Source organism: Arthrobacter sp. cf158, assembly GCF_900106835.1.
Lineage (GTDB): Bacteria > Actinomycetota > Actinomycetes > Actinomycetales > Micrococcaceae > Arthrobacter.
Genome location: NZ_FNNR01000001.1, coordinates 24004 through 36235, shown reverse-complemented (window position 1 = coordinate 36235; position 12232 = coordinate 24004). Strand labels below are relative to the sequence as shown.

At 63.9% G+C, this 12232-nt stretch carries 15 protein-coding genes; all 15 read right to left on the bottom strand.

Features of this window, described 5'->3' with window-relative positions:
• Positions 1-82: 82 nt before the first annotated feature.
• The gene (gene csrA / locus BLW08_RS00220) at positions 83-325 is read right to left on the bottom strand and encodes a carbon storage regulator CsrA (protein WP_090820491.1); all 243 of its coding nucleotides are present in this window, start codon (positions 323-325) and stop codon (positions 83-85) included.
• Positions 326-329: 4 nt separating this feature from the next.
• Positions 330-1307, bottom strand: a complete 978-nt coding sequence (locus BLW08_RS00215) for a hypothetical protein (RefSeq protein WP_091322683.1) — start codon at positions 1305-1307, stop codon at positions 330-332.
• Positions 1285-3336, bottom strand: a complete 2052-nt coding sequence (locus BLW08_RS00210) for a flagellar biosynthesis protein FlhA (RefSeq protein WP_090820495.1) — start codon at positions 3334-3336, stop codon at positions 1285-1287. Before BLW08_RS00210 ends, BLW08_RS00215 begins: the two co-directional genes overlap by 23 nt.
• Positions 3333-4418: an EscU/YscU/HrcU family type III secretion system export apparatus switch protein gene (locus tag BLW08_RS00205; RefSeq protein ID WP_091322680.1), complete on the bottom strand. Its 1086-nt coding sequence runs from the start codon at positions 4416-4418 to the stop codon at positions 3333-3335. Before BLW08_RS00205 ends, BLW08_RS00210 begins: the two co-directional genes overlap by 4 nt.
• Positions 4419-5177, bottom strand: coding sequence for a flagellar biosynthetic protein FliR (locus BLW08_RS00200; RefSeq protein ID WP_091322678.1), 759 nt, complete (start codon positions 5175-5177; stop codon positions 4419-4421). It lies immediately after the preceding gene.
• A 1-nt stretch (position 5178) separates the two neighbouring features.
• Complete coding sequence (fliQ, locus tag BLW08_RS00195; protein WP_090820501.1) at positions 5179-5454, bottom strand: flagellar biosynthesis protein FliQ; 276 nt, start codon at positions 5452-5454, stop codon at positions 5179-5181.
• Positions 5454-6200 (bottom strand): flagellar type III secretion system pore protein FliP, encoded by a 747-nt coding sequence (fliP, locus tag BLW08_RS00190; RefSeq protein WP_090820716.1) that lies wholly within the window; start codon positions 6198-6200, stop codon positions 5454-5456. Before fliP ends, fliQ begins: the two co-directional genes overlap by 1 nt.
• A 107-nt stretch (positions 6201-6307) precedes the next feature.
• Positions 6308-6844, bottom strand: a complete 537-nt coding sequence (locus BLW08_RS00185) for a FliO/MopB family protein (protein ID WP_090820503.1) — start codon at positions 6842-6844, stop codon at positions 6308-6310.
• Positions 6845-7576, bottom strand: a complete 732-nt coding sequence (fliN, locus tag BLW08_RS00180; RefSeq protein ID WP_091322676.1) for a flagellar motor switch protein FliN — start codon at positions 7574-7576, stop codon at positions 6845-6847.
• Positions 7573-8469 (bottom strand): flagellar motor switch protein FliM, encoded by an 897-nt coding sequence (locus tag BLW08_RS00175; protein ID WP_091322674.1) that lies wholly within the window; start codon positions 8467-8469, stop codon positions 7573-7575. The genes fliN and BLW08_RS00175 overlap by 4 nt, the downstream gene beginning before the upstream one ends.
• A 62-nt stretch (positions 8470-8531) precedes the next feature.
• Entirely contained in the window at positions 8532-9353 is an 822-nt protein-coding gene (locus BLW08_RS00170; RefSeq protein WP_090820506.1) for an OmpA/MotB family protein, read from the bottom strand.
• Positions 9350-10168, bottom strand: coding sequence for a motility protein A (locus BLW08_RS00165; protein ID WP_091322671.1), 819 nt, complete (start codon positions 10166-10168; stop codon positions 9350-9352). Before BLW08_RS00165 ends, BLW08_RS00170 begins: the two co-directional genes overlap by 4 nt.
• Before the next feature lie 3 nt (positions 10169-10171).
• Entirely contained in the window at positions 10172-10453 is a 282-nt protein-coding gene (locus tag BLW08_RS00160; RefSeq protein WP_090820510.1) for a flagellar FlbD family protein, read from the bottom strand.
• Between the two features lie 108 nt (positions 10454-10561).
• Positions 10562-11734: a flagellar hook protein FlgE gene (locus tag BLW08_RS00155; protein WP_090820512.1), complete on the bottom strand. Its 1173-nt coding sequence runs from the start codon at positions 11732-11734 to the stop codon at positions 10562-10564.
• 46 nt (positions 11735-11780) lie between these two features.
• The gene (locus BLW08_RS00150) at positions 11781-12215 is read right to left on the bottom strand and encodes a flagellar hook assembly protein FlgD (protein WP_091322669.1); all 435 of its coding nucleotides are present in this window, start codon (positions 12213-12215) and stop codon (positions 11781-11783) included.
• Positions 12216-12232 lie beyond the last annotated feature (17 nt).

Sequence of the window (12232 nt, the reverse complement as noted above, 5' to 3'; positions counted from 1 at the left end):
CAACGGTGAGAGAGGATCACCCAAAAACCCACCAACGGTGAGAGAGGATCGGCCAAAAACCGACGAAAGGTGAGAGAGGGTGCTAGTCGGTGGTGGGGGCAGGGGGGCGGAGGGCTGCCAGGAGGTTCTCGGCGTCGGGACCCGTCTGGGTGGCAGCGAGGTTGGCCGCGGCGATGGCCGCCACTACTTCGCTCCGTTGGATGGACACACCCCGTGGAGCCTCGATTCCGATCCGAACGCCGTCGCCGCGCCCTTCCATGACCGTGATGACGATGTCGTCCCCGATCATGATCTTTTCGCCCGGCTTACGCGTCAGTACCAACATGCTTTCAATGTACCTTTCCTATGGCCGGTGCTGTGGCCGGATTGCCGTCCACCCAACCGACAGGGATGCCCAGAGTGTCCACCGTTTCCGGCGTCGACGTTTCCGAGGCGCCGATCACCGCGAGGGCGTCCACGGCCACGGACTCGCCGGCAAGCATGTCCTGCAATGCCTGTACCCAGATTTTGCTGTCTTCTGCCTTGCGCCGTGCGTCGGCGACGATCCACAGCTGGTCGGCCGCGAGGCTTGCGATGTGGGCCACGGCCGCCGGCACGTCACGGGGGCGGCCGAGTCCGAACGCAACCACCACGGTTTGCCCGGTCAGCACGGCTTGGGCGCGTGCCGCCGTCGCGCTGTGACGGCCTTGCACATGGAGGTGGCCGTAGGCACTGAGCTGGCCTGCGGTGCGGACGTCGGAGCCGCCTGCCGCGATGGACATTTCCAGGGCCGGTCCCAGGGCGTCGTCGCCCAGGCCGAGGAGGACGACGAGGTTGCCGGCGCCCGTCATGGGGACAGGAACAGAGACGGGAACGGGAACAGCGTTCGACGTCGGCAACGCCACCCCAGCCGGCATGGTGGGCGCCGGCGATGCTGGTTGGAGTTCCTTGCCCAGTTGTTCCAGCAGGCCTGCGAAGTCCGGGGATGCGGTGGAGACTGGAGCAGGGGCGGGCTTGTGAAGCTCAAGTTCGGCGGCGTCGGCACGCTCCAGGAGGGCCGCAATGGCGGGGCCATGAAGCTCGTGCGCGGGGCCATGAAGCTCGAGCGCGGGGCTGGATGCTGCGGGAGGCGGCGACTCAGTACCCGCCGAGGGAACTTCCGCCACCTCCACCGTTGCCTCGAACCTGGCTGCGGCGAACAACCCTGCAATGCCCGGATTGGTGACCTTCTCCGCAGCAACAATCCTGGCTCCTGGCCCGTACTGCTGAAGTGCTTTGGCCCTGATGGCTTCCAGGGATGCGCCACTAAGCTTGAAGCGCTTCTGCATAGCGGACCACCCCCACTGTTTCGATGCGGATGTTTGCTGACGTCACTTCCCGGTACGACAGGACAGGGACTCCGCCTTCGGGAGCAGCAACCAGCCGGTGGATGGCGGGCCGCAAAGCGGGGGCGCACACCAGCACGGCTTCCCTGCCGGCAGCGGCAGCACCCTCCACCGCCGACTTAAGCGACGTGAGGACGGCGTCGAGCTTGGCTTGCCCCATGACGATTTGCGTTCCGCCTTCTGCCGGACGCATGTCCTCCAGCATGGACTGTTCCAGCAGAGGATCGATCATGATCACGTTGAGCACCGCGCCGTCGAGGTACTTGTTGGCCAGCACCGGCCCCAGGGCGTGACGCGCAGACTCGATGAGTGCCTCCGGATCGGTGGACACCTTGGCCCGCAGCGCGAGTGCCTCGTAAATCCGCGGGAGATCGTTGATGGGGACCTGCTCGTCCAGGAGGCCCTGCAGCACGCGCTGGATTTCGGCCAAGGACATCAGACTTGGCGTCAGTTCCTCCACGGCAGACGGGCTCTGCTTGCGGACGCCTTCCGTGAGCACTCGGACGTCTTCGCGGGTGAGGAGCCGGGCTGCATTGGCCGAGATGATCGAGGACAGGTGTGTGACCAGCACGGATACACGGTCGATCACGGTGGCCCCGGTCATTTCGGCGCTGTGCCGCATCTCCGTGGGAACCCATTTGCCGGACAGGCCAAACACGGGTTCTATGGTGGCGGTTCCGGGAAGGGCGTCCAGGAATTCGCCCAAGGCGAGCAGCTTGCCCGACGGCGCCACTCCCCTTCCGGCCTCGACGCCGGCGATGCGGATGGCGTAGGTGGACGGCGGCAGGTCCATGGCATCGCGGGTACGTACGGGCGGAACCACGAGTCCGAGTTCCATCGCGATCTTGTGGCGGAGTGACCGGACGCGGGCCAGCAGGTCATCGGAGGCGCCGGACACGATGTCCACCAGGTCCGGAGCCAGCAGGATCTCCACGGGGTGGACGCGCATGTCCTCCATGAGCCGCTCGTTGGGATCTTCCTCCCCCATCACTGAGGCAGCGCTCTCCGCTTCCTGGGCCTCCGCCTGGAGCTTCTGCTGGCTGGCTACCCGGCGCGAGGCGAGAACCAGCAGCGCTCCCACCACCACGAACGGAAGGATGGGCATGCCCGGAATGAGGGCCATGCTTCCGGCGGCCAGCCCGGCGATCAACAGGGCGTTGGGCGACTGCATCAGTTGTGAGGAAGCCGTACGGCCCATGTCCTCTTCGGCATTGGAGCGGGTGACGATCATGCCGGTGGAGACAGCCATGAGCAGGGCTGGAATCTGGGTGACCAGGCCATCACCCATGGTCAGGAGGCCATAGGTGTTCAGGGCATCGCCGGCATCCATGCCGCGCTGCAGCACACCGATGGCGATACCGCCTACGAAGTTGATGATGATAATGATGATGCCCGCGATGGCATCGCCCTTCACGAACTTGGAAGCACCGTCCATTGCGCCGTAGAAGTCGGCTTCCGCAGAGACTTCGGCACGACGTTTACGGGCTTGGGCGTCCGTGATGAGTCCGGCGTTGAGGTCCGCATCAATGGCCATCTGCTTGCCCGGCATGGCATCCAGGGTGAAGCGTGCACCCACCTCGGCAACACGTTCAGCACCCTTGGTGACCACCACAAACTGGATGACCACCAGGATGAGGAACACCACTGCACCTATGATCAGCGAGCCGCCCACGGTGACCTTGCCGAAAGCCTCGATGACCTGGCCGGCGAAACCTTGGCCCAGCACCAACCGCGTGGAGGCCACGTTCAGTCCCAGCCGGAACAGGGTGGCAACGAGCAGCAGCGAAGGGAACACCGAGAAATCCAGCGGCTTCTTCACGAACATGCTGGTGAGCAGGATCAGGAGTGCCAGCAGGATGTTGCAGACAATCAGGAAGTCCAGCAGGGGCGCCGGCAGGGGAACAACCAGCAGCAGGACGATGCCCACAATTCCCACCGGCACCGAAAGCCGGGCGAACTTGTTATTGCTCATGGCTGGAAGCTCTCTCTCATCTGATGAATCCCCCGTGCAGTGCCCCGCGTTTTGAGCGACATCACGAATGCCAGGACTGCCGCAACCGAGCGGTACAGCTCAACCGGAATCTCCTGGCCCAGCTCGCACGCCGAGTGCAGGGCCCGCGCCAGGGGGATGTCCTGGACCATGGGCACTCCTTTGGTCTCGGCTTCTTCCCTGATGCGGGCAGCGATCAGCCCGGAGCCCTTGGCCACGACGCGTGGTGCCGATTTGCCGGCGTCGTACTTCAACGCAACTGCCACGTGCGTCGGGTTGACCAGCACCACATCGGCGTCCCCGATCGCGCCGATCATGCGGTTGCGGCTCATGCTGAGTTGGCGCGAGCGTCGCTGCGATTTGATGAGGGGATCACCGTCGGTGTTCTTGTTCTCGTCCTGGACTTCTTTTTTGGACATCCGGGTCTTCTTGCGGTTGCGGCGCATCACCACAAAAATGTCCGCGGCAGCCAACACTAAGCCCGCAGCTACGGCGAACTGGATGAGCGCACCGATTCCGCCGGCAGCGGCAGCCAGCACACCGGCCACGGGGAGCCCGCCGGCCGTCAACAGCACGGGCATCAGCCCCTGCACCACGGCGTAGAGGACAAGACCCACGACGGCGGTCTTCAGCAACGCTTTGACACCTCCCCAAAGTGCCTGGCCACCAAACATCCTCTTGAAGCCCGCGAGCAGGTTGAAATGCTCGAACTCCGCACGGAACTTCTTGAAACGGATGCCACCCTGCAAGGCCGATCCCGCCAACACCACCACCGTGACAACCAGCAGCAACGGCCCCAGGATTCCAGCCAAGGAACCCAGCCCCGCTTCCAGTGCTGCAACAGCTTTGGCGGGCTCGGGCTCAGCAATGACGCTCTTCACCGTGAACAATTGGTCCACGGCGGCGTTGGAAGCGTGGTCAATGGTGGCCGGAAGCATCGCGGCAGCGGCACCCACAGCCAGCCACGCCATGAGGTCCTGCGACCTGGAGAGCTGGCCCTTCTCCCGGACCTCGCGCATGCGTTTGTCCGTGGCCTGCTCGGTTTTCTCCTGTGAATCCGCCACTCAGCCCACCCCCATCAGAGTCTTGGCCGCTTGCTCGGCGAGGATGGCCACCAACCTGGGCAGCGCCAGGAACAAGAAGCCGGCAAGCGCCAGCGTGATGAAGATCTTCAACGGGAACCCGAGGGCGAAGGCGTTGAGTGCCGGGGCCACACGGGTCAGGAGGCCGAGTCCCACATCTGCGAGCACAAGGACCACCAGCAGTGGGCCGGCGATCTGGACCGCTGCGAGGAACATCCCGGTGAGGGCCGTAATCATGGCGTCGACGGATTTGCTGAGATCGATGCCGCCTGCCAGCGGCAAGGCATTGAAGCTTCCCGTGAGGCCGCCGATCACCATCTGGTACCCGTCCGAGGCAAAAAGCAGAGCCAACGCCGCCATCTGCATCAGCCGGGTGAACTGGGCCCCGTTGACCATCATCTGAGGATCGAAAGCCTGGGCCATCTGAAAACCGCTGAACAGGTCCACCAAGCTGCCGGCGGACTGGATCGCGGCAAAAATCACCATCACCAGGAAGCCGAGAAACAGGCCCGTGACCAACTCGAGAACCACGGCCATGATGAAGCCGGCCGTATCCGCGGGGACAGAGCCGGCAGAAAGCCGCTGCGAAACGGCAAGCCCCAGTCCGATCCCCAGCATCGCTTTGATGCGGGCCGGGATGGCGTGGTGGGCGAACGGCGGAGCCACCACCAGGAAAGCCGTCATGCGGACCGAGGCCAACAGCAGCACCTGGATCCACGACTGGTCGATGGGAATGTCCACCTCACGCTCCGCCGATCAGTCCTGGGATGCGGGCGAACAATTCGTTGGTAAAGGCGACCATTTCGGAAATCATCCAATGGCCGCAAACCACCAAGGCAATGGCCACCGCCACCGCCTTGGGGACGAACGACAATGTGGCTTCCTGCAATTGGGTGATGGATTGCAACAGGGAAATGGCCAGGCCAACCACCAAGGCGGTAATGAGGGTTGGCGCTGCAAGCTTTGCGGCAATAATCATGGCCTGGAGACAGATGTCCAGGACTGCATTCGTATCCATCAGCCGCTCGAATAACTCTGGATCAGGGAGGTAATGACCATTCCCCAACCGTCCACCAGGACAAACAACAGGATCTTGAAGGGCAGTGAAATCATCACCGGCGGAAGCATCATCATGCCCATGGACATCAGGGCGGCCGAGACCACGAGGTCGATCACCAGGAACGGGATGAAGATGACGAACCCGATGATGAACGCGGCACGGAGTTCGGAAATCATGAACGCCGGGACCAGGGTCTGGAACGGGACGGACTCGGGGTTGGCCGGATTATCCATCTTCGCGGCCCGGGTCATCAGCGCGATGTCCTCTTCACGGGTGTGGGCCAACATGAAGTGCTGAAGCGGGGACCACCCGGCGCTCATCGCACCGTTGAAGTCCAGCCCGCCGTTCAGGTAGGGCTGCACCGCCACCGTGTTGATGTCAGACACCACCGGCCACATCACAAACAAGGAGAGGAACAACGCCAGGCCGGCCAGGACCTGGTTGGGTGGGATGGCCGGCAAGGACAAAGCGTTCCGGGTCATGGCCAGGACAACGAAGATCTTGGTGAACGAGGTCATCATGAGCAGCAGCGCCGGGGCCACGGACAGCAGCGTGATCCCGATGAGGGTCACAACGGCAGTGGAAGGTGTCCCGTCCAGCCCGTTGATGTCAATGCTGACGTTACCGCCCGCTCCAGGCGCCGCGGGCGGGGTTGGCGGAGTGGGCTGGGTGGGGTCGATGGGTGTCGCTTGCGCCGCCGCCATGCCCAGCCACAACAAAGCTGCCGTGAGGAGGGCAACCCACAGCACGGACCAGGGTCGCAGCCCGGCAAGCCATCTCCGGGGGGCCAAGCCCAAACCAGCGGTTCGGTTCAATTGCGGCGTCCCCTGAAGGCATCCGAGGCTTGGCGCCAAGTGGAGGCGGACAGAATGGAACCGTGCATCGGCGGCGCCTGCCGGGCGGAATCAACCGCGCGGTGCGGCTGGCCGCCCCGGTGGAGTTCGCTGCGCCGACGCAACACGGGCAGTGATCCCGTCACTGGCCCCAGCGGATCAGCACGTGGCATTGGCACAGGCTCACCCGAAGCCTGCCGGAACAGTTCCGCAAAGCTGGCCGGAGTCTGTTCCTCCACAGCTTCGGCAGCTTCCGGAACGACTACGGGCGCGTCACTGCTGTCCAACACAGTCACCGCATGCTCCGTGACCCCCAGGAGGAAGCGTTTGTGGCCGGCGTCGACCACCACCACCGAGGCTTTCTGGCCCACCACTTGGCGGCTCACAACAGTAAGCGCAGCATCGGCCCGACGCCTTCCCTTACCTTTGCCGAGGCGCTTCTGGACGAACCAGATCAGCCCCAAAACAGCGCCGAGGGCAACCAGCACCCGCAGGCCGAGGATGAATGAGTCCATCTACAGCGTTCCCTCTGCCCCGTCCAGGATGCGGGTGATGCGGACTGCGTAGTCCTGGTCCACCACCACTACTTCACCGTGGGCGATCAACCGTCCGTTGAGCAGCACATCCGCGGGCGCACCGGCAGAGCGGTCCAACTCAATGACGCGTCCGGGCTCCAGTGCCAGGGCGTCCCGGACAGACATCCGGGTACGTCCAATCTCCACAGTCAACGCCATTTCCACACTGCTGATGAGGCCCAGCCTGGCAGCCACGTCACTGTCCTGACCGGCGCGGGCCGTGTTCAGGGTGCCGCCGTTGTCCCGCACGCGGACAGCGAACCACGCAAAGGGGGCACCGCCGTCGTTCGCCTGATGGGCGTCCCTGAGTTCGAACACCGCAGTTCCCGGATCGGACAGCAGCCCGGCGGCGTCTTCTTCCCGCAACTCCCCCAGCACACCGGCGTCGAACGCGGACGCGGCCTGTTCCAAAGCGGGACGCAGGACGTGGACGGCGGACACGGCACCCACCAGCCCGGAGCCTCCTGCGGAGGCCAGGAACGAACGGTCCACCAGTAGCAGGGCGAAGTCGGCAGTCGAGGCACCCACAAACGTGGCCGTCACGGCAGGTGAGGCATAGGCGGTTGCGTCCTGCGCCGGGACGATGCCCGCAACGCGCAGCGTGGAAGCACTCGGCAGATGCAGGGCTAGACGTTCGGCTGCCGCCGCCTGAAGGGTCAAGATGTTGCTCATCGCTGGTGCTCCTCGGTTGTGACGATGACGGCGGCGGCCCTGGAGCCGTGGCGGGCAGCCGCGGCCGTAGCCAGGCGGGTGCCGTTGATAGTGACGTCGAACGGACGGTTTTCCAGATGCGGCAGGTGCAGGACATCGCCGACGGCGAGCCCCAGGATCTGCGCGGGTGTCACCGGCGCGGGGGTCAACTGGACGGCAACATCCACCGGAACCTGGGCAAGTTGCGCCCGGACCAATGCCTCGTTGTCCACGCTATGGACGGTGGGGTTCACGTCGCCCAGCCTGGAAAGGAGCACATCGGCAGGAACGGCCAGAGTGGCGGCACATTGGTTCTCGCCCACATTGACGCTGAAGGAGGCCACGATCATGAGTTCCGATGGCGCCGCTGCCTGCGCAAACTGGGAATTGTACTGAATGCCATCCATCGCCACCGTCTGGGTGAGGAGGTTGCCCAATGAATACCGGAGATCCTCCAGCACTTCCTCTACCATCCGGGAAAGCAGCGCATGTTCAATCTGCGTGAACTTCCGTTCCGGTACCGCGGTGTCCGTTGAGCCACCGAGCATTCGGCTCAGCCAGGAAAGTGCGGCCGTCGCGGGAAACTGGATGACCAGCCGGGACTCGCTGCCATCTATCCGGCACAACACCATGGACGTGATGGACGGGAGGGACGCGGAGTACTCGTCGTAGCTCTGCATGCTCAGCTGTTCCAGCGTGGCAGTGGATTTCAACCGGACCTTGGCCGTGAGCTGCGTGCCCCACTGGCGGGCGAAAGTTTCAAAAGCCACTTCCAGCACCCGGCTGTGCTGGCGGGGCAAGGTGGTGGGTCGGCGGAAGTCATAGACGTCCACAGTGCGCTGGCGTACCGCCGCGCGATCTTCCTGTTCTCCCACGGATGGCACTATCGGCAGGTCAGCACAGCGCGTAAGGCATTCTGCCCACGACTATCCGAGGACTACTTTGCCGCCTTCGCGGCCGCTGCCGACTCCTGGGTCTGCGCCTCAATGGCCCCTGGTATCAATGCCCGGACATCCTCAGGGCTGGCGGACAGCAAAACCACGTCCACCCGCCGGTTCAGTTCCATGAGCTCCTCAGTGGAATCGTCCGTCACCTGCCGGGCGGCACCGAAAGCCACCGCGCCGATCCGGCCAGGCGGCATGCCGGAATCGTCCACAAAATACCTCAGGACGTTGACAGACCGCGCGGCAGAAAGCTCCCACGTGGAGGCGTAGGCAGTGATGCCTTTGGCGGCGTGGCCCTCCACCATGACCTCCAGCCCGGAGCCCACCACCGTGGGTGCGATGGTCCTCAGGATCTCCAGCGCACGGTTGGTCAGGTCCGGCATGTCAGGCTGGAAGAACGTTTGGGAACCCACCAGCTTCACGGTCAGTCCGCGCTCCCCCACGTCGAACTGCACGTTGGCGCCCAGGCCCTGGGCATCCAGCTTGGCCTTCATCTCGTTTTCGAGGGCAGTGAGCTTGTCCACTTCCTTCAGCGCCAGATCCAAGGCGGAGAATCCCTCCCCGTCCGATGCCGCGAGCTCCGCGGGCACCACCACCCCTGTGGCGGTGTCCACCTTCTGGCTGATCTGCGTGCCGAAGCCTGTAGCCAGGGAATTGCGCAGTTTCTCGAATTTATCCTGGTCCACCGACGACATTGCGAACAGGACAATGAACATACACATCAGCACAGTGACCATGTCCATATAGGAGGCCATCCAGCGTTCGTCGACGTGGTGCTCCTCTGGCTGGCCGCCGCGTCTCCTGCGGGACCTCATGCTGCCCTGGATGCCGAAAGTTTGCCGGGCCTGCCGGCGTCGTCCGCTTTATCCTTGGTTTCCTTGGACTTCCCCTTGGCCTCGGCCGGGGCCATGGCCCGCAGCCGTTCCGCGAGCAGCAGCGGCTGGGTGCCGTTTTGCACGGCGAGCAAGCCCTCCATAAGGAGAGTCATCCGCTCTCCTTCCAGCTCGGACAGGCGCTTGAGCTTGGCACTCAACGGCAGCCAAATGAAGTTCGCTGACAGCAGGCCCCAAAGGGTGGCCACGAATGCCGCAGCAATCATCGGTCCCAAATGATCGGGCGAGGACAGGTTTTCCAGCACGTGGGTCAGCGAGACCACAGTGCCGATGATGCCAATGGTGGGTGCATAACCACCCAGCGCGGCGAAGAACTTGGAAGACACATGATCGGCACGCATTTTGGTGTCGATTTCGTCCTCCATGAGGAGGCGCAGTTCCTCGGCGTCCGTGCCGTCGGCGATGTTTTGCAGCGAGCGCTGCAGGAACGGGTCCTTGGCGTTATTGGCTTCCTCTTCGAGGGACAGCAGGCCGTCGCTGCGGGCCTTCTCGGCAAGACGGACCAGCTCGTCGATGCTCGCCGTGGGTTTGGCAGGCTTTCCGATGAACGCCTTGGGAACATCCTTGAAGGCCTGGAGCACGTCATGGAAGGTGTTTCCGGCCAGCCCCACCGCGATGGTGGCACCAAAAACCAGGATCATGGGCGCGGGCAGGAGCAGCGACATCAGGTTCGCGTGCTCCAAGGTGACCATGGCCACCACGGATGCAAAAGCCAGCAGCAGACCGACGATTGTCATGGACTACCTTCCGTTCGGGTGGTTGGAGTGCGGGTCTTCTTCCGCATCCGGGGACCGGACCAAGCTCAGCGGATAGCCCGTCACGGCGGGAAGGTCGTGGGCGCGGCGAAGCACCCCCGCACGGTAGTTTGCGATCAGCTCCACCACCTCAGCCAGCGATTCGCGCACAACGTAAGCGGCGCCGTCGAGCGTCACCAAGTGGGTGTCCGGACTCTCATGGATCCGTTCAAGGATGTCCGGATTCACGGCGAAGCGTGTGCCGTTCAGGCGGGTGACAACGATCATGGGCCGTTTCTGGGATGGGTTGTGGCTGGAGGTGGTTCTGTCCCTACTGTCGGCCGGGAAGGGCCAGGCGTTAGGAAGGCGGCCGGATCACCGCCTCCCCCGCCATGCCTAGCGCTTCAGGTTGCTCAGTTCCTGCAGGACCTCATCAGAGGTGGTGATAATGCGGGCGTTGGCCTGGAAACCACGCTGCGCCACAATCAGGTTGGTGAATTCCTGGGACAGGTCCACATTGGACATCTCCAACGAACCGGAGGCCAGCGAACCAAGCCCACCCTCGCCGGCAACGCCCAGCTGGGCGGCACCGGAGTTTGCCGTGGCAACGTAGGTGGAACCGCCGGCCTTCTCGAGGCCTTCGGGGTTGGTGAAGCGGGCCAGGGCAACACGTGCCAGGACTTCCTTGGCGCCGTTGCTGAAGGAACCGATCAGGGAACCGTCGCCGGCCAGAGTGAATGACTCAAGCTCACCGGCTTTTGCTCCGTTCTGACCCGTGACCGCCAAGGTGCTCATCTGCGCGAATCCGGTGACCGCCCCCATGTTCACGGTGATGCCGCCAACCGTCATGGTGCCGCCCGACGTCAGCGCTCCATTCGCGAAGGTGAGGGTGGAAGCACCCGTGGCGCCATTGGCATCCGCCCCGGCCACCGTCCAGCCAGTGGCCGAGCGGCTGAACGTCAGCGTGAGGCTGCGCTCTGCTCCGTTGGCGTCGTACACCTTGACCTGGCGCTCCACAGACGTTCCCACTGCTGCGTCCGACGGCAAGTTGCCGCCAAGGGTCGCATTGCTCGTGGCAACTGCCGGCGCGGTGGTGTCCGGGGACAACGTGATGGGTCCTGTAGCTCCGCCCGTGTTGACCACGCCGTTGGTGGCCGTCCAGCCCTGGAGGATACCGCCGTCGGGACTGACCAGGCGGCCCGCAGCGTCCATCTGAAAGTTGCCCGCACGTGTGTAGTACTGCTGCGTGCCCTTGCCGGTGACAAAGAAGCCCTCGCCGGAAATCATCAGGTCAGTGCCGCGGCCGGTGCTCTGCGATGAACCCTGGCCGAAGTTGGTGCTCACACCGGCCACCCGGACGCCGAGCCCGATCTGCGCCGGGTTGGAACCACCCACGTCCTGCTGCGGGCCGGCCGCGCCCTGGGTCATCTGCGAGAGCGTGTCCTGGAACTGGGCCGACGACGTCTTGTAGCCGGTGGTGTTGACGTTGGCGATGTTGTTGCCGGTGACGTCAAGCATGGTCTGGTGGGCTCGGAGGCCGGAAATTCCGGAGTACAGCGAACGGAGCATGGTGTTGCCTTTCTTCGGGTTGGTTCGGGGTAAGTGTGGGTTTGAGTCAGGTGGTGGTGCTGTTTGTCTGCCCGGCCGCAGTCATGCCGGTGATCAGGTCCAACGGCACTTTCGCATCCCCCACGGTGACCGTCGGAACACCATCGACAAAGGACACGGCACTGGCAACGCCCGAGCCTTTGGTGCCGTCGGACAGCGTGTAGCTCACCTGGGTGCCGATGATCTGGGCCGCCGCGGTACGCATCTGCAGCGAGAAGCTCTCCTTGGCGCCCGCCGTCAGCTCAGTCATTTTCTCCATCATGGAAAGCTGCACCGACTGGCTCATCATCTGATTGGTGTCCATGGGGGCACTGGGATCCTGGTACCTCAACTGTGTGACCAGCAAGGACATGAAAACTTCGGAATCCATGGTCTTCACGGGAGCACGAACAGCCTCCCCCGATCCGACGCCGTTGTTGGCCGCAATTGCGGAAATGGTCATGGTTGTCTCTCCTTCAC

Bases quoted from the DNA above. Each gene is read 5' to 3' on its own strand.
- csrA (WP_090820491.1), bottom strand. From the start codon at position 325: ATGTTGGTACTGACGCGTAAGCCGGGCGAAAAGATCATGATCGGGGAC.
- BLW08_RS00215 (WP_091322683.1), bottom strand. From the start codon at position 1,307: ATGCAGAAGCGCTTCAAGCTTAGTGGCGCATCCCTGGAAGCCATCAGG.
- BLW08_RS00210 (WP_090820495.1), bottom strand. From the start codon at position 3,336: ATGAGCAATAACAAGTTCGCCCGGCTTTCGGTGCCGGTGGGAATTGTG.
- fliQ (WP_090820501.1), bottom strand. From the start codon at position 5,454: ATGGATACGAATGCAGTCCTGGACATCTGTCTCCAGGCCATGATTATT.
- fliP (WP_090820716.1), bottom strand. From the start codon at position 6,200: ATGGCGGCGGCGCAAGCGACACCCATCGACCCCACCCAGCCCACTCCG.
- BLW08_RS00185 (WP_090820503.1), bottom strand. From the start codon at position 6,844: ATGGACTCATTCATCCTCGGCCTGCGGGTGCTGGTTGCCCTCGGCGCT.
- fliN (WP_091322676.1), bottom strand. From the start codon at position 7,576: ATGAGCAACATCTTGACCCTTCAGGCGGCGGCAGCCGAACGTCTAGCC.
- BLW08_RS00170 (WP_090820506.1), bottom strand. From the start codon at position 9,353: ATGAGGTCCCGCAGGAGACGCGGCGGCCAGCCAGAGGAGCACCACGTC.
- BLW08_RS00165 (WP_091322671.1), bottom strand. From the start codon at position 10,168: ATGACAATCGTCGGTCTGCTGCTGGCTTTTGCATCCGTGGTGGCCATG.
- BLW08_RS00160 (WP_090820510.1), bottom strand. From the start codon at position 10,453: ATGATCGTTGTCACCCGCCTGAACGGCACACGCTTCGCCGTGAATCCG.
- BLW08_RS00155 (WP_090820512.1), bottom strand. From the start codon at position 11,734: ATGCTCCGTTCGCTGTACTCCGGAATTTCCGGCCTCCGAGCCCACCAG.
- BLW08_RS00150 (WP_091322669.1), bottom strand. From the start codon at position 12,215: ATGACCATTTCCGCAATTGCGGCCAACAACGGCGTCGGATCGGGGGAG.